Here is a 21414-nt window from a genome sequence, read left to right as displayed (position 1 = left end):
AAGTAAGGAAATTCTATGATCGATCCAAATTTGCTCCGTAATAATTTAGCGGAAGTCGCAGAAAAATTAAAAGTAAAACGTAACTTTATTCTTGATACAGAAAAACTCAACTCATTAGAAGAACAACGCAAGAACTTACAAGTCACCACAGAAAACTTACAAGCGGAACGTAATACTCGCTCCAAAGCCATTGGCGCTGCCAAAGCTCGTGGTGAAAATATTGAACCATTATTGGCTGAAGTGGATAATATGGGCAACCAATTGACAGAAGCAAAAGCACAATTAGATGCGATACTTGCGGAAATCAATCAAATTGCATTAAGTATTCCAAATCTACCCGCAGATGAAGTGCCATTAGGCAAAGATGACACAGAAAATAAAGAAATCTTACGTTGGGGTACACCACGTACATTTGATTTTGAAGTGAAAGATCATGTCACTTTGGGTGAAGACGCCAATGGCTTAGATTTTGCCGCAGGGGCTAAATTAGCAGGTGCTCGTTTCGCGGTGATGAAAGGTCAAATCGCAAAAATGCACCGTGCATTAGCGCAATTCATGTTAGATCTTCATACTGAACAACACGGTTATTTAGAAACCTATGTGCCTTATTTAGTGAATCACGCAACACTTTATGGAACAGGGCAATTACCAAAATTCGGTGAAGATTTATTCCATACTTTAGCCTTAGAAGGCGAACAACCTTACGCATTAATTCCAACCGCAGAAGTGCCTGTCACTAATTTAGTGCGTGATGTAATTATTGATGAAGCAGAATTACCAATAAAAATGACCGCACATACGCCATGTTTCCGTTCAGAAGCAGGTTCTTACGGTCGTGATACTCGCGGTTTAATTCGTATGCACCAATTTGATAAAGTGGAAATGGTACAAATCGTTGATCCAGATAAATCTATGGAAGCGCTTGAAGAATTAACTGGTCATGCAGAAAAAGTATTGCAATTATTAAATCTTCCGTATCGTAAAGTTTTACTTTGCACAGGCGATATGGGCTTTGGCTCTTGCAAAACTTACGACTTAGAAGTTTGGGTGCCTGCACAAAATACTTATCGTGAAATTTCTTCTTGCTCAAATATGTGGGATTTCCAAGCTCGCCGTATGCAAGCACGTTGTAAAGCAAAAGGCGATAAGAAAACCCGCTTAGTACACACCTTAAATGGTTCTGGCTTAGCGGTTGGTCGTACTTTAGTGGCTGTGCTTGAAAACTATCAAAATGCAGATGGTTCAATCACCGTGCCAGAAGTGCTACGTCCATATATGGGCGGATTAGACGTTATCGGAAAATAATCCTTTTATAAAATAAAAAAGCGTGGATTTTAAAATTTCCACGCTTTTTTATTAAGCTATTTCAACGACGAGATCGGATTCTGATTTAGGGTTTAACTCCCCCACTTCATATAAATCAATGCCCTCATCTTTGGCTATTTCAATGACCATTTGAACGCTATTAGGCTCAACTGCCACTAATAAACCGCCTGATGTTTGAGGATCACACAAAATCGCTTTTTGTTCTTCTGTCAATACCCCAACTTTATGTCCATAACTGTCAAAATTACGCCCTGTTCCACCGGGTACGCAACCTTGAGCAATATAATCTTTGACACCATCCAAGGTTTTAATTTTATCGGGAAAAATCACCGCACTTAGATTTGAACCTTCACAGATTTCGATTAAATGTCCGAGTAAACCAAATCCTGTAACATCCGTCATTGCGGTGACGCCATCCACTTGGGAAAATTGGCTGCCAATGGAATTCATTTGGCACATAGCGGCAGTGGCTAAACCTTGATGTTCTGGTTTGAGTTTTCCTTTTTTCTCCGCCGTCGTCAAAATACCAATACCAAGCGGTTTTGTCATATAAAGCCTACAACCTGATTTTGCAGACGCATTACGTTTCACTTTTTCAGTGTCAATTACGCCTGTCACAGCTAAACCAAAAATAGGTTCAGGTGAATCAATGGAATGCCCACCTGCCAAAGCAATACCCGCTTGATGGCAAGCAAAACGCCCACCATCAACAATTTTCTGTGCGACTTCTGCGGGTAATACATTGGTTGGAAAACCTAAAATAGCGATTCCCATAATCGGCTTACCGCCCATAGCAAAAATATCACTAATGGCATTGGTTGCGGCAATTCGTCCAAAATCAAAAGGATCATCCACAATTGGCATGAAAAAGTCTGTGGTACTAATAATCGCAGTTCCATTACCAAGATCATACACCGCTGCATCGTCAGCAGTTTCATTGCCGACGAGCAAATTTGGATCATAAAATTTTTCCAGTTCTGAATGTAAAATTGTCCCTAACACCTTAGGCGAAATTTTACAACCTCAACCCGCACCATGGCTGTATTGCGTCAGCCTAATTTTTTCTTCCATTTCTTATTTACCTTGTTGAATATCCGTTTTTGAGAATATGGCTTTCAAACCATATTCTTAATCATAAAGATCTTCGCCATCCTTCCTTGTACGCAATAATTGCAAAATCCAAACATATTGCTCTGGTGCTGGCGTAACAAAAGATTCTATTTCTTCGTTCATTGCTCGAGCTGATTGTTCAGGATCATCACTTAAATTCATTGCTGGATGAATTTCCATTTCATATTTGCCCGTTTCAGCGTTATAACGAGGGAACATTGGAATGACAACCGCTTTAGAAAGTTTTGCCATTTTATTTAATCCCGGCAATGTCGCTTTATAAGTTCCAAAGAAATCAACGAATACGCTTTGCTCGGCACCAAAATCTTCATCAGGTAAGTAATAACCCATTTCGCCTTTACGGACATGATTTAAAAAAGGTTTAATACCATTTTGGCGAGCATGCATTTTTCCGCCGAAACGTTGGCGTGTAATCGTCCAAAGCCAATCCACCAATGGATTACGGTGTGGATTATACATAGAAGTCATTGGCATGCCTTGAGTGTGCAAAATAATGCCCGAAGCATCAATCGCCCAGCCATGTGGCACCATAAGAATAATATTATTACCCTCAGCTTTTGCCTGTTCGATATGTTCAAGACCGATAAATTCGCTGCGTTTTTGCAAATGTTTCTTTGAACGAATGGCAATCTCACCAATTCCAAACATAACTTGTGCAACAACCGCAAACATTTTATCAATGACTTGCTCACGTTGTTGTTCAGTCCAATGAGGGAAACAATATTGCAAGTTAGTTTGTGCACGCGTACGCTGTTTCTTTGCTTTATGCCCAATCCAAATACCTAATTTTCCCGCAAATTTATCGCGCAGACGAAAAGGCACAAATGCTAACAACAATAAAAAGAAAATACCGAGCCAAATGCCCCAATATTGAGGCTTTAAATACGACCATGAAAAGTGCGCTTCATAACCCACTCTCGCCGTTAAACGTAAATTTTGTTGATTATCCGACATAATAAAATGAAATTAATTTTAACCGCACTTTTGCGCGCTTTCCGAATTAAAAATGAAACCACCCCTGATCGTAAACCATTTTAGCCGTCATCATAAAAGACATAATAACAACCATCGGTCGAATCAAGGTTTTACCTTTCGTCATCACCATTTTGGCTCCTAAATTTGCACCTAAAATGCTCCCAGCCATCATCACGAAACCCACTTTCCAAAGAATTTGTCCGCCCAATAAGAAAAGCGCAAAAGAAGCAAGATTCGAAGTGAAGTTCATCACTTTTGCATGTGCTGTCGCTTTTGGGAGATTAAATCCTAGCAAAGTAACACAGGCTAAACTCATGATTGAGCCAGTACCAGGCCCAAAGAAGCCATCATAAAAACCTAAGAATGGGCTAACTAAAAGACCAAATAACATGTAACTTAAACGCTGTTTTCGATCTTCATCACCTAATTTAGGGGTAAATAAAAAATATAGACCAATGGCTAAAATCAAAAAAGGCAGAATTTTTTTGAAAATCGCCACATCAATTGATTGAATTAATAATGTACCTAGGGCAGAACCTAAGAAAACCCAAATCAAAATAAACCAAATATCGCGTAAATTGACCGCTCTTTTTCGCAAGAAATAAAGGCTTGCGGATAATGCACCGCCCATAGCTTGCAATTTGTTGGTGCCTAACGCCATTGCAGGTGGCATGCCAGTCATGAGCAACGCTGGAATGGTGATTAATCCACCACCGCCAGCAATTGCATCGATAAATGATGCGACAAAACCAACACAAAACAATATTGCTAAAAGATCAATTCCGATATCCATATTGATTTACCTTAATGCTATTCTAACCATTCATTCCGATTCGGTGAGTTCAAAATTTGTTGGCACAAAAACGGCTCAGGTGGTGCAACTTTAGGTTTACTCACTGAAGTGCTTGGTTTTGGCGGTTCAAACCAAGAATATAATTCGTCTCCACAACCATCACCGGCAGGCACAGGCGCTTGATTTTCACAATAAGGCGCATCTGCTGGGCAAGTTAAACGAACATGAAAATGAGAGTCGTGGCCATACCAAGGACGAACTTTGTGTAGCCAACCGCGATCATTGCCAGCGGTTTGGCATAATTTTACCTTAATCGCGGGATTAACAAAAATACGCGTCACATTTGGATCTTGTGCGGCTAACTTGATTAACGTCGCATGATTGCTATTCCATACGCGTTCATCTACTCGTTGTGCCTTTCTATCCACAACTAATAAACCTTTACCATCAGAATTGAGCGCATCGGCATCTGACATTTCGCCCATTCTTAACCAAATATCCGCATCTAATCCCATCTGATGGCTAGCATGACCCGTTAAAAACCGTCCACCACCCGGCATGGCAATATCGCCTACTAACATCGTTGGCAACCCAGCAGCTTTAGCGCGTTGTCCCAAACGTTCAAGATACTGAATCATATTTGGATGGCCATAATAACGATTGCGATTCATGCGAATCACTTGGTAACCTTCACCTTTCGGCGGTAATGCTTGCGCCCCAATAATACACCCGTTGGTATAACTACCTATAGGTTTTGCTTTCCCATCGTCACTTGGAATAGGACGTTTCACTTTTTGCCAATCGAGAGGAGACGCAATAACGTTCAGAGAAAAAAGTGCGGTAAAAATTATGGTTGTTTTTAATAAAATTTTATTCATTCTAAAGTTTTGCTGTAGGTAAGTATACCCTAGGTTTTGCCGTGGGTAAGTATATCCTAGGTTTTGCCGTGGGTAAGTATACCCACGGTTAGAAAAATAGTTCCCCTTTGGGGAACTTTATACTTACCCCAAAGGGGTAACATCAAACTAACCTAGGGTATACCTACCCTAGGCACAGACTCACATATAGGTACACCTTAAGTTCAGCCCCATTGAAGAACTTTCCACTTACCCCAAAGGGGTAACATCAAACTAACCTAGGGTATACCTACCCTAGGCACAGACTCCCATCTTATACTAAGATTATTTACACTGCGCCTTAAAACGTAATAGATGATCTAATAAAACAATCGCCATCATGGCTTCTGCGATGGGTACTGCTCGAATCCCCACACAAGGATCGTGACGACCTTTTGTTACAACTTCTACGGGTTCACCATTAAGATTGATTGAACGACCAGGAATCGTAATACTTGAAGTCGGTTTTAGCGCAATAGTAGCGATAATCGATTGACCAGAACTAATTCCGCCTAAAATTCCACCTGCATGATTGCTTTCAAATCCATCGGGGGTCATTTCATCACGATGTTCACTTCCACGTTGCTCAACCACAGCAAAACCATCACCAATTTCAACGCCTTTCACCGCATTAATTCCCATTAATGCGTGAGCAAGATCCGCATCTAAACGGTCAAATACCGGCTCGCCCAATCCTACTGGAACATTTTCAGCGATAACAGTAAGTTTAGCGCCAATAGAATCCCCTTCTTTTTTAAGTTCACGGATCAATTCATCGAATTTTTCTACCGCACTTTCATCAGGACAAAAGAATGGATTGCTATTTACCTTTTCCCAATCAATGTCTCCGATGGTCTGCGGCGCAATTTTCACATGGCCAATTTGGCTTAAAAAACCGCGGACTTCAATACCAAAATGTTCGCGTAAATATTTTTTTGCAATCGCTCCCGCTGCCACTCGCATTGCTGTTTCACGCGCTGACGAACGCCCACCGCCACGGTAATCACGGATGCCATACTTTTGCTGATAGGTAAAATCCGCATGACCAGGGCGGAAACGATCTTTAATCTCGCCATAATCTTGCGAACGCTGATCACCATTTTTAATGATCATTCCGATACTTGTGCCTGTCGTTTTTCCTTCAAACACACCAGACAAAATTTGAACTTCATCGTCCTCACGACGCGGCGTGGTATATCGAGATGTTCCTGGTTTACGACGATCTAAATCTGGCTGAATATCTTTCTCAGATAATTCGAGATTTGGCGGTACCCCATCAACGATACAGCCTAATGCAATACCATGTGACTCCCCAAAGGTTGTCACACGAAAAAGTTGTCCGATTGTGTTACCCGCCATATTCTTTCTCTTTAATTAGTTTTAGTTAATTTTTCCATATTAATAAAAGGAATCTCTTCACCCGTGTCTTTATTTTTAATAAAGATATCCAATTGATTGAAAGCAATGTCTATATTGTTTTCTTTAAATAATTGATTTACACGGCGATTTAATAAATCAAGAGTATCATTACGATCTGAAACTTGTCCGACATAAACTCGTAACTCATGGTCTAAAGTGCTTGCACCAAAATTTAAAAACAACGCTCTTGGCTCAGGCTCTTTTAAAACGCTCGGCAATTCATAAGCAGCTTGTAATAACAAACGTTTTACTAATTCTAAATCGGAGTTATAAGCAACCCCCACAGAGATGACTAAACGAGTAATGGTATTTGATAATGCCCAGTTGGTCACTTGCCCTGTTACAAACGATTTATTCGGCACAATCACTTCTTTTCTATCTGGATCAATCATCGTAATTGCACGAATACGGATTTTTGCTACCGTACCAGTGACACCGTTTATGGTAACGGTATCGCCCACTCGAATTGGGCGTTCAAACAATAAAATAATCCCAGATACAAAGTTTGCAAAGATTTCTTGCATACCAAAGCCCAAACCAACTGAAAGGGCAGCAAACAACCATTGCAATTTAGACCACGACATGCCTAATGTAGCAAATGCCCACGCACCACCAACCGCAACTAAAACATAGGTTAATAATGTAGTAATAGTATAAGGTGTGCCTTGTGAAAGTTTAACCCGTGAGAAAATTAATACTTCTAAAATACCTGAGATATTGCGCACTAACACATAAGTAATCCCTACAATTACCAAGGCAACGAGAAGATTAAATAAAGTGATACTTTCCATCACTGTGCCTGCTTCAGTAGTCGTCGTTTGCTGCCATAAGGTCACTTCACGCAAATAACTTGCCACCGTGACAAGATCTGACCAAACATAGTAGAAAATGCCAAACAAAGCAGTCCAAATGAAAAGATCTGCAAAACGCAATAATTGGCTACGCACTTCATTTAGCGCTAAGCCTTCTTCTTTTTCATTAAGCACAGGCTCATCAGATGTTGATCCTTCATTGATGCTTGCTCGTTTCTGATTACGTTTTTCTTCTAAACGGCGATGAGCCAAGCGACGAGAAGATACAGTTATACCACGATAAATCACTTGACGAATTAACCACCACACACACCATGCGATATAAGAATTAATCAAATGCTGTATTAAATTCAACGCAGTGTAATAGTATCCCAACGCAACTAATATCACTAAGCCAACAGGAATAATCTGTAAACCGAATTGAACGATTTTGGCAATAATGTGGTTATGGCTTTTTTTCTCATCTTCGTAAGAACGTAGCACATTTTTGAAACGTGGTGCGATGATAATAATGCAGAACAGCAATGAAACTATCGTATTCACCTGTCCAATCACATCATTTGCCAACCCATAATCAGTCACGTTACTAAATACTGATGTATTCAGTAATAAAACAACCGCTACAACAATACGTTTAATTACACTTTGAAAACGCACCGCACTTTGTTGAGAAAATTCAAAGTGACGGACAAAAATCCCATTCGGACGGAATAAAGAAAGCCAAAACGTGAAGAACCACCAATAGCCCGCCATACTAAACGACCAATCCCAAAACTCAGTTGGATTTTTCATAAAGAAGAAACCAAGCATTTGACAAATGGCTAAAAACCATAAAGTTCCAGAAAGCGTTAAAAATGCAGTAAGCAATAAAGCTTGTGGTGTATTCCACTGATTATCATATTTTAATCGGTTAATTTCGCCGTTAATTTTTGATAGGCGTTGTTTGATGCGATCTTTGAATTTAAAAATAGCGCCACCCACGACAAACAAGCCCAAGCAGTACATCAGTAAGTAAGGCAAGTTACTGTAATTTGTGGGTAAACCAATTTTTTTCACAATACCATTGACTTGCGCCATAAAGGCTCGAGGCAATTCAGCAAACCAATCTAAATTAATAGGATTATTGCTTTTAACCCAGAAACTTTGTTGCTCCAATTTTGATTGAATTTGATCACTAATTTGAGTAATTTGTTGCTGAGTAAGCTCTAAAGAAATGGCTAAATTAAGTTGATTATTCAATGACTTAATTAAGTCAGAAGCCATTTTACGACGTTCAGTTAATAAATTAACTAATTGTGTTTTTTCAGCGTGAGTAAATTTCTCACCTTCATCTGATTCGACTTTAGCAATATAGGCATCTAAATCGTAAAGTTCATTACGTTTTTGAGTTATATCGAAAATTTGTACCCGTAAATCCGCAATTTGTTTTGATAAACCTTGAATATTTAAGTTAGTTGGTAATTTTTGTTTTTGTTGTTGAATAATACGAGAAAGCACCAGCGTACCTTGTAATGCACTAATTTGCTCCTCGATGGTATGTTGAGTTTGAGTGAGACTATCAAACACATTACGCATTCTTAAATCATCTTGCGTCAAGATGTTCGTCTTTTCCGTTTGTTGCAACAAATATTGACTCAACTCTGCATTACGCGCCAATTCTTTCTGAATATAAGCATTTTTCGCACTATTTTGTTGCTGTTGTTGAACTTGTTCTACTTGGTTTTGAGTTTGCGCTAAGTTTTTCTGATTGATCACTTCTTGGATCGCCACAATTTGTTGTTGTAGCAGTTGCAAACGAACATTCAACAAATCATAACGGCTTTGATAAAGCAATGTCAGCTGATCGCTATTTTTCAATAAATCTTGGTTGTAAGCGTTTTTTAAATCAATCAACTGCAATTCTATTTGATTTTTTTGACGTAAAGTTTTTGTAAGATTGCTATCGGCTAATTGTTGATTAATTTCTTGTGTGCGTTTCAAATTCTCAGTAAGACTGGTTTGTGCACGCTCAGATACAGAACTTTGCCCCGCTAATTGAGTATTCGCTTTACTTAATGCAGTTTGGGTTTCCTGCTGTTGGGCATTAAGTTTGCTTAATGTAGCCTGTAAATCTGCTAAATTTTGAGCTTGATAATCGACTGATTTAGATTGTTCTAACTGCTTCTTAAACGCCAATAAATCTGCATTATTTTTCTTAATTTCACTATCAGCATGGGCTAAAACATCATGTAAATCTTCATTATTTTTTTGTTGAGTTTGAATGAGTTGCAATAAATCTAAAGAGGTTTGCAATTCATTAATAAGTGCTGTTTTTACATCACCATCAGCCATTTTTTGCGCATCAGCTAAATCTGCAGAGAGATCTTGCTCCGTAGGTAATAATATTTTGCTTTTGTTTGCTGCAAATGTTGGATGCACCGTCGCCCAACCAATTAAAGCTGTAGCTAAAAGTGCGGTGAAAAAACGTGATGTTTTCATAAGTTACCTGTATTTTTTATTGTTCGTTTATTTGTTTTGCTAACCAATCGGCAAGCACTTTACGTGATATTTTTATTGCGCCAGCAGATAAATCTACTGGCAATTCATAATAAGCTATTGGCTGTTTAAAGCGAGCCAATTTATCTTGTAAAAATTCAGTGAGTTTTTCGAGCGCACTTTGATTAAAGGGTTCATTCAAAGCAACAATCGCAACGGGACGATAGCCAAATTCATGATCGGCTTTGGGTAAAACAAAAACTTGTTTCACCATAGCATTTTTCAGCATCACTTGCTCTATTTCTTCTGGCTGAATATTTTCACCGCCTGAAATAAACATATTATCAAGTCGTCCGATAATAACCAGTTCGCCCTCTTGCAAAATGCCCTTATCTTTTGTCTGAAGCCAGCCGTCGCTATTCGTTAATGGAAAAATTTGTCGATCTTTCCAATACCCCATCGCCAAACCCGCGCCTTTTAGCCAAACTTCATCATCCACCAAACGATATTCTCGACCTAATAACGGTTGCCCTACGCCTTGTTTTTTATCAGATTGTTTGGCAAAAACCGTAGAAGCCATTTCCGTCATTCCGTAACCAGAATACGTTTCGACACCATATTTCACCATTTTTTGTGTAAGTTCTGTCGGAATATGCGCACCGCCCAGTAAAATATGACGCGTAGCAAATGAAATACTCGGATTTTCCTGTAAATAATCTAATAAACGCTGTAATTGCGTTGGCACAAGAGAAACGTGAGTCGCCTCCAATAATGAAGCGTAAAAATCCGTTTTCGGGAAATGCAATTCAGCACCACAACTCAACCAACGCCAAACAATACCTTGACCTGAAACATGATATAACGGCAAGGAAAGTAACCAAGAATGTTCGCTATCGAACTTCATCAATTCGCATACGCCCTTCGCATTATCTAAATGCGCTTGAACATTATGTACTACCGCTTTTGGCAAACCTGTCGAGCCAGACGTGAGCGTCATTGTTGCAGGGCGAAAGAAATCAGCTTTTTGTATAACTACGTCAGCTTTTGGAAAATCCCTCAAATCTTCATCATAAAAACAAAAATCGATTTGATGAATCTCACATAATTCTTCAATTTTTTCTTGAGGAAACGCCGGATTAATGCCTAGAATTTTTGCACCCAGTTGGATTGCAGCAAGATATAAAAATAAAATGTTTTCTGTATTTTTTCCGACAAAAGCAACCGCACTTTCAGGATTTACACCTTTATTTTGTAAGAAGGAAACGGTTTGGTTCACTTTCTCGGCTACTTGCGCCCAATTAAAAATATCGCCCTGTGCAGTGCGCAAGGCGATTTTATGAGAAAACTTAGGTTGGATAGCAAAGGCTTGCCAAGGATACATCATTAATTTACCGTGAAATATGCCCGCACTTCGTCAATTAAACTTTCAGGCAAATCCATTGATTGCATTGCGCCTTCCAACATCAGCATTTTACGGCCACTGTTTGTGTTAGTAATAACCCAATAAGGCGTATCTGGAATTTGTTTTGGTTTTGTATGATTACCGGTCATTAACAATGTTGCTTCATCTCGAGCAAAATAAACTCGGGTGCGGCCTTGTAAAGATTCTGTGGCTTGCGCAAAACTCTCAGGATTAGTGCGATAAAGCACGCGCAGAATAGCTAAGAAACGCGTAACAGCTTTGCCTTCTTCTTGAAATTCTGTCGATTTTAATAAGGCTTGAACTTTTTCTACGATCTGATTAATTGCAGTTATCGGCTGTTTTTTCGTCGGTTTTACACTTTCTGACTTAGCAGGCGCGGGCTGTACTTCTACTTTTGATTCTGTTTTTTCGTTATTTTCAGCCGGAGCAAATGTTAAGTCATCGGCAAAAACACTCGCATGTGCCGGTAAATTAAGCAAACGGCGTAAAATATCCGAAGCACTTTCCCCAATAGAGCGGGTTTGGCTCGCAATATATTGGTATAATTCTTCATCAACTTCAATGATCTTCATTTTTTTCTCTCTGTTTGCTAGAATTTTTTTAATTATAGCGACTTCTTTACAAATTCTCACGCAAAAATTATGTCAAACTCATTGCTCAATTATCAATTTCATCAAGTAAAACAAACGATTAATTCTCCAACTTTAGTTTTTATTCACGGTTTATTCGGGGATATGAATAACCTTGGCATCATCGCCAGAGCTTTTAGCGAAAATTACAATATTTTACGCGTAGATCTGCGCAATCACGGTCATAGTTTTCATTCGGAAAAAATGAATTATCAACTTATGGCGGAAGATGTTATCGCGGTAATCCACCACTTAAATTTATCCAAAGTGATATTAATTGGTCATTCTATGGGGGGAAAAATCGCCATGAAAATCACCGCACTTTGTCCAGAATTAGTCGAAAAATTAATTGTAATTGATATCTCTCCCCTGCCTTACGAAGGATTTGGGCATAAAGATGTGTTTAATGGCTTATTCGCTGTAAAAAATGCAGCCCCTCAAACTCGTCAAGAGGCAAAACCGCTCTTAGAAAAGGAAATTGATGATCAGGATGTCGTGCAATTTATGCTGAAATCTTTTGAACCCAATTCACCTGATTATTTTCGGTTTAATCTCACCGCACTTTTCAACAATTACGCTAACATTATGGATTGGGAAAAGGTGCATGTACTCACGCCGACGCTGTTTATCAAAGGTGGAAATTCTTCTTATATAAAAATAGAGAATAGCGAAAAAATTTTAGAACAATTTCCTCATGCGACGTCTTTTACTATTAGTGGTTGTGGCCACTGGGTACATGCTGAAAAACCTGAATTTGTTATACGTGCGATAGAGCGATTTGTAAATAAGAATTAATTAATTTAAATGAGAATACTTTTGTAGTATACTCCCACACAATTTAGGGAATATCCCCTATTTATAATCAATACGTTAAATTTTAAAAGGAAAGAAAAATGGCAGTTGTTGGTCTATTTTATGGCAGTGACACAGGCAATACCGAAAACATCGCAAAAATGATCCAAAAACAATTAGGTAATGACTTAATCGATATTCGTGATATTGCAAAAAGTAGCAAAGAAGATATTGAAGCATACGATTTCTTACTTTTCGGTATTCCGACTTGGTATTACGGCGAAGCACAAGCTGACTGGGATGATTTTTTCCCAACGTTAGAAGAAATCGATTTTACAGATAAACTCGTAGGTATTTTCGGCTGTGGCGATCAAGAAGACTATGCTGATTATTTCTGCGATGCTATCGGCACCGTGCGCGACATCGTAGAACCGCGCGGCGCAATCATTGTGGGTAACTGGCCAACTGAAGGCTATACTTTTGAAGCATCAAAAGCATTATTAGAAGACGGAACTTTCATTGGGTTGTGTATTGATGAAGATCGCCAACCTGAACTCACTGCAGAACGTGTGGAAAAATGGTGTAAACAAATTTACGATGAAATGTGTTTAGCCGAGATCGCTTAGAATTTTTCACATAAAAGGGAGGGAACTTTATGTCTGAAGAAAACATTAAATTACTTAAAAAAGCTGGATTAAAAATCACTGAACCTCGTTTAACCATTCTTAGCTTAATGCAAGAACACAAAAATGAACATTTCTCAGCAGAAGATGTGTACAAAATTCTACTTGATCAAGGGAGTGAAATTGGCTTAGCGACCGTTTACAGAGTATTAAACCAATTCGATGAAGCTAATATTTTAATTCGTCACAATTTTGAAGGTAATAAATCTGTATTTGAGCTAGCACCAACTGAACACCATGATCATATTATCTGCGAAGATTGCGGAAAAGTATTTGAATTTAGTGATAATATTATTGAACAACGCCAACGTGAAATTAGCGAAAAATATGGCATTAAATTAAAAGCGCATAGTTTATATCTTTACGGGAAATGTAGTGATATTAATCATTGCGATGAAAACAATTCAAATAAATAACATCTCTAAGGCGACTCAATGTCGCCTATCTTATATTCAAATTTTATCCGAAAAAATAACCGCTCTTTTTTAAAGTGCGGTTATTTTCTATTTGAAATTTTGAGGATTAATAAACACCTTGTGCCAACATGGCATCAGCGACTTTGACAAAACCTGCTACGTTTGCGCCTACCACATAGTTAATATTTTCTTGCCCCTCAATCGTGCCGTATTTTTTACAGTTTGCGTGAATGTCTAGCATGATTCGATGCAATTTTGCATCTACTTCTTCTGCAGTCCAATACAAACGTTGTGAACTTTGCGCCATTTCTAAACCGGAAGTCGCCACACCACCAGCATTAGCCGCTTTACCAGGTCCAAATAATACACCTGCAGCCTGTAACGCTTCTGTTGCTTCAATGGTAGTTGGCATATTGGCACCTTCAGCGACCAATTTCACGCCATTTTTAATTAAAAGTTGAGCATCTGAAAGTTCTAATTCATTTTGAGTTGCACAAGGAAGCGCAATATCAACTTTCACTTCCCAAGGGCGTTTGCCTTCAAAATATTGCAAGCCAAATTGTTCTGCATAATCTTTCACTCGACCACGTTTTACATTTTTAATTTCTAAAAGTGCGGCTAATTTTTCAGTAGTAAATCCCTCAGCATCATAAACATAACCTGATGAGTCAGAACAGGTAACTACTTTTGCACCAAGCGATAATGCTTTTTCAATGGCATATTGCGCTACGTTACCAGAACCTGAAACCGATACAACTTTACCCGCAAAACTATCGCCTTTTTCAGCTAACATGGCTTGAGCAAAATAAACTAACCCATATCCCGTCGCTTCTGGACGAATTAAACTCCCCCCAAAAGATAATCCACGCCCTGTAAAGACGCATGCTGCTTGGTTCGATAATTTTTTCATATAGCCAGCTAAATAACCAACTTCGCGCCCTCCAACACCAATATCACCTGCAGGCACATCAGTATCCGCCCCTACATGGCGATAAAGTTCAGCCATCAATGCCTGGCAAAAACGCATGACTTCTGCATCTGATTTCCCTTTCGGATCAAAGTCCGAACCACCTTTTGCTCCGCCCATAGGCAATGTAGTTAAAGCATTTTTAAAAATTTGCTCAAAACCTAAAAATTTTAAAATAGATAAGTTTACTGATGGATGGAATCGCATACCGCCCTTAAATGGACCAATTGCACTATTAAATTGCACTCGAAATGCACGGTTCACTTGCACCTGACCATTGTCATCGGTCCAAGCTACACGGAATTGAAATGCACGTTCAGGCTCGACTAAACGTTCCAACAATCCCTCTGAACGATATTTAGGATTAGCTTCTAAAAAGGGCCAAATAGAAGTAAATACTTCTCTCACCGCTTGTAAAAACTCAGGTTGATGACCATCACGTTGAGCGACTTTTGCTAAGAATGCATCTAAGGAAGCAACTGTTGACATAATGAATTTCCTTCTTTGTTGTTAATGTTGTGTGTATTGTGTTTTTTTATTATGCTCGCCTCATAGGGCGCACTGACAATATGCAATGACTGATTTAACGTTGCAATAATTTTCATGAAGGAAATTTAAAGAAAAACAAAACAGAAAGAAATTATCTAAAAAATAACCCAATTTATTAGATAGAAAATAAAAATAAAGATAATAACCTAATAAAATGATGATGTTTTAGGTAAAAATACGAAACTTTTACTAAACTATAAATCACATTTATTCGTGAATAAAGAAAAGATATTGTTTTATGAAAAAGCAACACGACGATGTCATCAATGCAATAAAAAAGGGGCTAAGCCCCTATTTAATATATTAATCGATTTATTATTCTGTTTTTTCTGATTCATCGTTGTTTTCAACCGCACTTTCATCGTCTTTGGGTTGATAAAAACGAGCTACTAATAAACCAAGCTCAAAGAGCAAGCACATCGGCACCGCGAGTAAAGTTTGTGAGAAAACATCAGGAGGTGTTAAAAGCATGCCGATAAAAAATGCCCCCACAATAATATAAGGACGTTTTTCGGAAAGAGCCTTCACAGTAGTAACGCCAGTCCAGCAAAGTAGAATGATAGCTATCGGTACTTCAAAACACACACCAAACGCTAAAAACAATGCCAAAGCAAAATCTAAATAGCTGCTGATGTCTGTTGCAATAGCAACGCCTTCTGGCGCAGTTTGTGTAAAGAAACTAAATACAAACGGGAATACAACGTAATAAGCAAAAGACACGCCACAATAAAATAAAATCGTACTTGAAAATAGCAACGGATAAATCATCCGTTTTTCATGTTGGTACAATGCAGGCGCAACAAAAGCCCAAACTTGATAAAGCAAATAAGGAACAGAAATAAAAACAGCAACAATTGCTGTCAATTTAATTGGTGTAAAGAAAGGCGTTTGAATATTGGTTGCGATCATCGTCGCACCTTTTGGCATAACCGCCGTTAAAGGTGCAGCAACGAAATGATAAATATCATTGGAAAAATACACCAATGCGACAAAAACCAATACCACACAAATCACACAGCGTAATAAACGGTTTCTTAACTCAACAAGGTGTGTAATTAGGGGTTGAGATTCATCCACATTACTCATAAAAACTCGCTATGATTCAGTTTTTGAAGATTGAGATTTTGGTGCTGGAGCAATTTCAATCTCATCTGGCGGATAATAATCAGATAAACGCTCAGTCAATTCTGCTTGCTCGTGGGCTTCAAGTGCGGTTAAATCTGCAGGTGTTTTTTCTACTTCAGGTAAAGTTTCTGTAGAATCCTCAGTTAATGCCACATTTTGAGGCTTTTCTGCATTTTCAGCCGCACTTTTAATTTCTTTAATTTGCTCTTCCACCGTTGTACCAGCTTGAGCCGCTTTATCTTCTAGCTCTGCTTTCATTTTATCTGCTTGAGCTTTTAATTCTTCCACCGTTTTACTCAATTCTGGTGAAAGGGTTTGCAAGTTCAAAGATTCAGCTTTTTTGATACTATCCTGTAATTCTTGCAATTTTAGTTCTTGTTTCAACTCATTTTGCACATTGGCAGCTAAACCACGAATCGTTTTCACCCAGCCCATCACTGTGCGAATGGCGACAGGCAAACGCTTCGGTCCTAGCACAACTAGGCCAACTACCATTAACAAAACAAGTTCTGAAAAACCAATATCAAACACGGATTAAGCCTGTTCTTTCTCTTTTGTAGTTTCAGTTTTTGCAGATGTTGCATTATTGTCAATAGACTTAAATTCTGCATCTTTTGCTTTTTCATCATCTTGCATTGCTTTCTTAAAGCCTTTCACAGCAGCGCCAAGATCTGAACCCGCATTTCTTAATTTTTTCGTACCGAAAACCAATAAAATGACCACTAACAAGATAATCATTTGAGCAGGGGATAAACCAAACATAATAAACTCCGTTCTGTAAAAAAGAAAAAATTTGGGTCGGAATATACCCTTTTTGCCTACTTAGAACAATAGCTATCGGGGATTATTTTCAATTTATCACGATATTAATGATAAAACGCAATATATGAATAAACTAAAAATGGCTAAAAATCTCTTTCTAGCCATTTTATCTTTATTTCCAAATGCGGGAATCAAATATTTTCTTACGTAATTCAGGGTGGTCGTCAATTTTAAACTCTGGTGTTTTTCCTTCTTTAAGCTGGCGTTGATAATCCTTCATCAATTTCCATACGATTGGCGACAACATCAAAATTGCGATCAAGTTAATGATTGCCATGACTGCCATTACCGTATCTGCGAAATTCCACACCACATTGCCTGAACGAACCGAACCAAAATACACGAAGAATAGCACCATTAAACGGAACAAAAATACAAACCAAGGTTTATTTTTGATAAAACGGATATTGCTTTCCGCATAAGCATAGTTACCAATAATAGAAGAATAAGCGAATAACAATAAGATAAACGCTAGGAAATGCACCCCAAATTCGCCTATGTGGTATTGCAACGCACTTTGCGTAAGTGAAATACTTTTTAGCGTTTCGCTACCATAATTATTTGAAAGCAAAATAATCACGGCAGTACAAGAACAAACAATCATGGTATCAACAAACACACCCAACATCTGTACTAAGCCTTGACTAACAGGATGCTTAACGTGAGCTGCCGCCGCCGCATTAGGCGCAGAACCCATCCCAGCCTCGTTAGAGAATAGTCCGCGTTTAATCCCCATCATCATTGCTTTTGATACTAGCGCACCAAACATTCCGCCAGCTGCAGCATCAAAACTAAATGCGCTTTGAATGATACGATGAATCACCGAAGGAATCATATCAATATGCATGCCAAGAATAATCACCGCCATAATTAAATAGAAAAGCGCCATCATTGGAACAAGGCTACTCGAAATAACCGCAATGCGCTTAACGCCACCGAAAATAATAAGTGCGGTCAAAATTACTAATGAAATACCGACATATTCCCCTTTCCAATTCCACGCATTGCTGGTTGCTTCCACAATGGAGTTCGCCTGCACAGAATTAAAGGCAAAACCAAATGTAAAAATTAATGCAAGCGCAAAAGCCACTGCCATACAACGTGATTTTAAACCTTGCACAATATAATAAGCAGGGCCACCACGGAATGAGCCATCTTTATCTTGAATTTTAAATAATTGAGCAAGAGTAGATTCAGCGAAAGCACTCGACATACCAATAAATGCCGTTACCCACATCCAAAACACCGCGCCTTCGCCCCCTAAGGCAATTGCCGTTGCAACCCCACCAATGTTGCCCACACCAACGCGGCTCGCAAGACCTGTCGTAAAGGCTTGGAAAGGTGTTAACGAACTTCCCTCTACAGCACGACCAAACCACATTTCACGAAGGCTTGCTGGGAATAAACGGAACTGCACAAATCCTGTTGTAATGGTAAAAAATAGACCCGTCCCAAGCAAAATAATAATGGTGGCATCCCATAAAGGTCCATCAAGGTATGCGACTATCCAAGTTAGCACGTCTTCTAACATTTTTGAAAATTCAAATTCCATAATCATCCCTCAAGCGATAAATAATTTGATTGTATGGTTTTTCAATGAAAAGGCGAGATTTTTTAAAAATTTCTCTAAAGAAAAGAAATACAAACAAGAAAAAATCTAATAAATTTAGAATATTCTAAATATTTTCCAAAACAAAGGGCATATTATTTGAATACGCCCCACTAGTTTGTTGAATTATTTGGTTAAAAACAATGCTGCCGCACCACGCACACCACCAGAATCGCCGTGTTTCGCTTTTTTAATTGGTGGAACTTTTGCTGTCCGCATCAAATGAGGCGGAAGTGCTTTTGGTAAAGCCTCATAAAGGTAATCAAAATTAGATAATCCACCGCCTAGCACAATCATATGCGGATCAAATGCCGTAATGATATTGCCAATAGAAATCGCTGCCAACTCAACAAAAAGATTCACAAAATCTACCGCACTTTCATTGCCTTGATAGAACAAATCAATAATTTCACGAGCGGATAATGTTTCACTTTTCAAATCTCGATAAAGCATTTCAAAACCGCGACCAGACAAATAATTATCCAAACAAGCCTTGTTACCGCAACCGCATTGATAAATTGGGGCTTTATCCCATCCCAATAATTTCAAAGCATGATAATTTAGTTGTAAATGACCAAGCTCTCCTGCCATTCCCACTTGACCTGAATGAACTTTACCGTTTAAGACAAAGCCACCACCAAAACCAGTTCCGAGAATTAAACCAAGTACAGTCGGATATTGCTGATTTTCCGTATCCCATGCTTCAGATAACGCAAAGCAATTTGCGTCATTTTCTGCCCGCACTTCACGGCCTAAACGCGCAGACAAATCGCGTAAAATTGGTTTATTATCTGCCACACGAATATTGGTAATTTCGGCTAATCCAGTTTGTTGATTAACAAAACCAGGCACGCCCAAACCTACGGTGCCCACTTCACCAAACTTTTCATCAGCACGATTCACTAAATCCACAATCGTATTAAGCCATTCTTCATAATCGGTTTTAGGTGTTGGCACCCGTTCAGAATATAATTTTTCTAATTTTTCATTGAATACGGCAAGCTCTATTTTCGTGCCACCAATATCTAAACCATAATACATAATCTGCTCCTTTATAAAGAAGTGCGGTTAAAATTAGCCAAAATTTTAACCGCACTTAAATCATTATTTTATGACGAAGATCGCCTTTTTCTTTAAAAAGGCAAAAATAATGCTATTAATCAACCATGCCAGCAATGTCGCCACTAATAAATCTATTGGGTAATGCATGCCTAATCGCACACGGCTAATCAACATCAATAAGCCCCACACCGCAATGCCCGCCACCAGCAATTTTGCTTTAAAAGAACGGTTACCTAATAATTGAGTAAAGCCAACAGCAAGCATTAGCCAAGTTGCCGCAAAAATCGTATGTCCTGAGGGGAACGAATACCCTGTTTCATTTTCATAATGATGAACTAACCAAGCTGGTGTGATGGCATCCATAGAATAAAAATTCTTAGCCATTTCTGCACGCAAAGTGCGGTCATTTTTATAAAAGTTTTCAGGCGTTGAATGAGTTTGCTCAGCTAGATACACAGTGAATGGACGAGGTTCTTCAAATAATGCTTTTGCCCCTGTTTTTGCGGCTTGAGTTGCAATAACTGAAATCCCCATCACAATTACGCCTAATATCCATTGTTTTGGATTTTTGAATAAAAAGGCAAACAAAAGCGTAAATAACACACAGGTGATCAACGCATAAGGTACACTCCCCGTTTCAGTAAGCAAATAAAGCCAATAATCAGCTTCAGTTAATTGGCTATTGCCATGCCACTGATAGGAAATACCCCAAATAAAAAATGGTACAAGACAAAGTAATAACGTATATAATGACAGCCTTTTGAACATGCTCGCCCCTTGATAATAAAAAATAACGCGCGCATTCTAACAGAAATGACTACGAATAAGGATCACTTTATGGCAAAAATTCAGCTAGTTGCGCAAGCCAATTTACCCACTGAATACGGTATTTTTAAAATGGTGGGATTTGAATTCCCAGATACAAAAAAAGAACATGTAGCCTTAGTGATGGGCGATATTTCTAATGCTGATGAACCTGTGTTAGCACGTATCCATTCTGAATGTTTAACTGGCGATGCGCTCCATAGCTTAAAATGCGATTGTGGTTTCCAACTGGCGACAGCATTGAAACAAATTCAAGAAGAAGGTCGCGGTGTCTTAATTTATCATCGCGAAGAAGGTCGCGGAATTGGTTTGATTAATAAAATCCGTGCTTATTCTTTACAAGATAAAGGAATGGATACGATTGAAGCCAATCTTGCTTTAGGTTTCAAAGCAGATGAACGCAACTTTGAAGTCTGTGCCGATATGTTCGAGCTACTTGGTGTCAAAAAAGTTCGCTTGATGACCAACAACCCAGAAAAAGTAGAAACTATGAAAAAAGCAGGTATCAACGTGGTTGAACGAGTACCTCTTAATGTTGGCGAAAACCGCTACAATACAAAATATCTTGATACTAAAGCGAAAAAAATGGGGCATTACATTGTGCATAACAATAATGAACAACATTTAATGACCTGCCCACATTGCCAAGAAGAGATTATTTAATAAAATAATACATGTTAAAAAA

20 protein-coding genes are annotated in these 21414 nt (G+C 38.6%); 5 read left to right on the top strand and 15 right to left on the bottom strand.

The window, feature by feature from the left end; genetic code table 11:
- Positions 1 to 15 precede the first annotated feature (15 nt).
- Positions 16 to 1305: a serine--tRNA ligase gene (gene serS, locus AAX15_RS02030; RefSeq protein ID WP_046938899.1), complete on the top strand. Its 1290-nt coding sequence runs from the start codon at positions 16 to 18 to the stop codon at positions 1303 to 1305.
- A gap of 51 nt (positions 1306 to 1356) precedes the next feature.
- Here serS and selD read toward each other — a convergent pair whose 3' ends face one another.
- From selD to seqA, 8 genes are all read right to left on the bottom strand, one after another.
- The gene (gene selD, locus AAX15_RS02025; protein WP_080950399.1) at positions 1357 to 2397 is read right to left on the bottom strand and encodes a selenide, water dikinase SelD; all 1041 of its coding nucleotides are present in this window, start codon (positions 2395 to 2397) and stop codon (positions 1357 to 1359) included.
- A 57-nt stretch (positions 2398 to 2454) separates the two neighbouring features.
- Positions 2455 to 3411, bottom strand: coding sequence for a lauroyl-Kdo(2)-lipid IV(A) myristoyltransferase (gene lpxM / locus AAX15_RS02020; protein WP_046938897.1), 957 nt, complete (start codon positions 3409 to 3411; stop codon positions 2455 to 2457).
- Positions 3412 to 3457: 46 nt separating this feature from the next.
- Complete coding sequence (locus AAX15_RS02015; RefSeq protein WP_005635409.1) at positions 3458 to 4225, bottom strand: TSUP family transporter; 768 nt, start codon at positions 4223 to 4225, stop codon at positions 3458 to 3460.
- 17 nt (positions 4226 to 4242) lie between these two features.
- Positions 4243 to 5103, bottom strand: a complete 861-nt coding sequence (mepA, locus tag AAX15_RS02010) for a penicillin-insensitive murein endopeptidase (protein ID WP_046938896.1) — start codon at positions 5101 to 5103, stop codon at positions 4243 to 4245.
- A gap of 303 nt (positions 5104 to 5406) precedes the next feature.
- Positions 5407 to 6480, bottom strand: a complete 1074-nt coding sequence (gene aroC, locus AAX15_RS02005; protein ID WP_046938895.1) for a chorismate synthase — start codon at positions 6478 to 6480, stop codon at positions 5407 to 5409.
- An 11-nt stretch (positions 6481 to 6491) separates the two neighbouring features.
- The gene (gene mscK, locus AAX15_RS02000) at positions 6492 to 9830 is read right to left on the bottom strand and encodes a mechanosensitive channel MscK (protein WP_046938894.1); all 3339 of its coding nucleotides are present in this window, start codon (positions 9828 to 9830) and stop codon (positions 6492 to 6494) included.
- A gap of 16 nt (positions 9831 to 9846) precedes the next feature.
- On the bottom strand, positions 9847 to 11208 hold the full coding sequence (gene menE / locus AAX15_RS01995; protein WP_046938907.1) for an o-succinylbenzoate--CoA ligase: 1362 nt from the start codon (positions 11206 to 11208) through the stop codon (positions 9847 to 9849).
- Positions 11209 to 11210: 2 nt separating this feature from the next.
- Positions 11211 to 11822, bottom strand: coding sequence for a replication initiation negative regulator SeqA (seqA, locus tag AAX15_RS01990; RefSeq protein WP_046938893.1), 612 nt, complete (start codon positions 11820 to 11822; stop codon positions 11211 to 11213).
- A 69-nt stretch (positions 11823 to 11891) separates the two neighbouring features.
- On the opposite strand from seqA, the gene AAX15_RS01985 reads away from it, so the two are divergent.
- The 3 genes from AAX15_RS01985 to fur all read left to right on the top strand — a co-directional run bounded on the left by AAX15_RS01985 (position 11892) and on the right by fur (position 13770).
- A complete protein-coding gene (locus tag AAX15_RS01985) occupies positions 11892 to 12674 on the top strand; it encodes an alpha/beta fold hydrolase (RefSeq protein ID WP_046938892.1) in 783 nt (260 codons plus the stop codon).
- A gap of 98 nt (positions 12675 to 12772) precedes the next feature.
- The gene (fldA, locus tag AAX15_RS01980) at positions 12773 to 13297 is read left to right on the top strand and encodes a flavodoxin FldA (RefSeq protein WP_046938891.1); all 525 of its coding nucleotides are present in this window, start codon (positions 12773 to 12775) and stop codon (positions 13295 to 13297) included.
- A gap of 29 nt (positions 13298 to 13326) precedes the next feature.
- Complete coding sequence (gene fur, locus AAX15_RS01975) at positions 13327 to 13770, top strand: ferric iron uptake transcriptional regulator (RefSeq protein ID WP_046938890.1); 444 nt, start codon at positions 13327 to 13329, stop codon at positions 13768 to 13770.
- 106 nt (positions 13771 to 13876) lie between these two features.
- Here the strand turns inward: fur and gdhA are convergent, their stop codons facing one another.
- The 7 genes from gdhA to AAX15_RS01940 all read right to left on the bottom strand — a co-directional run bounded on the left by gdhA (position 13877) and on the right by AAX15_RS01940 (position 20672).
- The gene (gene gdhA / locus AAX15_RS01970) at positions 13877 to 15226 is read right to left on the bottom strand and encodes an NADP-specific glutamate dehydrogenase (protein ID WP_046938889.1); all 1350 of its coding nucleotides are present in this window, start codon (positions 15224 to 15226) and stop codon (positions 13877 to 13879) included.
- Positions 15227 to 15601: 375 nt separating this feature from the next.
- The gene (tatC, locus tag AAX15_RS01965) at positions 15602 to 16372 is read right to left on the bottom strand and encodes a twin-arginine translocase subunit TatC (RefSeq protein ID WP_046938888.1); all 771 of its coding nucleotides are present in this window, start codon (positions 16370 to 16372) and stop codon (positions 15602 to 15604) included.
- A gap of 9 nt (positions 16373 to 16381) precedes the next feature.
- Complete coding sequence (gene tatB, locus AAX15_RS01960; protein WP_046938887.1) at positions 16382 to 16942, bottom strand: Sec-independent protein translocase protein TatB; 561 nt, start codon at positions 16940 to 16942, stop codon at positions 16382 to 16384.
- 3 nt (positions 16943 to 16945) lie between these two features.
- Positions 16946 to 17173, bottom strand: a complete 228-nt coding sequence (tatA, locus tag AAX15_RS01955) for a twin-arginine translocase TatA/TatE family subunit (RefSeq protein WP_005629124.1) — start codon at positions 17171 to 17173, stop codon at positions 16946 to 16948.
- A 172-nt stretch (positions 17174 to 17345) separates the two neighbouring features.
- The gene (locus AAX15_RS01950) at positions 17346 to 18785 is read right to left on the bottom strand and encodes an alanine/glycine:cation symporter family protein (protein WP_046938886.1); all 1440 of its coding nucleotides are present in this window, start codon (positions 18783 to 18785) and stop codon (positions 17346 to 17348) included.
- Between the two features lie 183 nt (positions 18786 to 18968).
- Complete coding sequence (gene nagK / locus AAX15_RS01945) at positions 18969 to 19883, bottom strand: N-acetylglucosamine kinase (protein ID WP_046938885.1); 915 nt, start codon at positions 19881 to 19883, stop codon at positions 18969 to 18971.
- A 63-nt stretch (positions 19884 to 19946) separates the two neighbouring features.
- Positions 19947 to 20672, bottom strand: a complete 726-nt coding sequence (locus AAX15_RS01940) for a phosphatase PAP2 family protein (protein ID WP_046938884.1) — start codon at positions 20670 to 20672, stop codon at positions 19947 to 19949.
- A gap of 69 nt (positions 20673 to 20741) precedes the next feature.
- Here AAX15_RS01940 and ribA point away from each other — a divergent pair, with 69 nt between their 5' ends.
- The gene (ribA, locus tag AAX15_RS01935) at positions 20742 to 21392 is read left to right on the top strand and encodes a GTP cyclohydrolase II (protein ID WP_046938883.1); all 651 of its coding nucleotides are present in this window, start codon (positions 20742 to 20744) and stop codon (positions 21390 to 21392) included.
- Positions 21393 to 21414: the final 22 nt, after the last annotated feature.

It is taken from the genome of Haemophilus haemolyticus (assembly GCF_001008275.1).
In the GTDB taxonomy this organism is placed as follows: domain Bacteria; phylum Pseudomonadota; class Gammaproteobacteria; order Enterobacterales; family Pasteurellaceae; genus Haemophilus; species Haemophilus haemolyticus_P.
The sequence above is the reverse complement of the archived record's forward strand: the minus strand, read 5'-3'. Positions and strand labels throughout refer to the sequence as shown.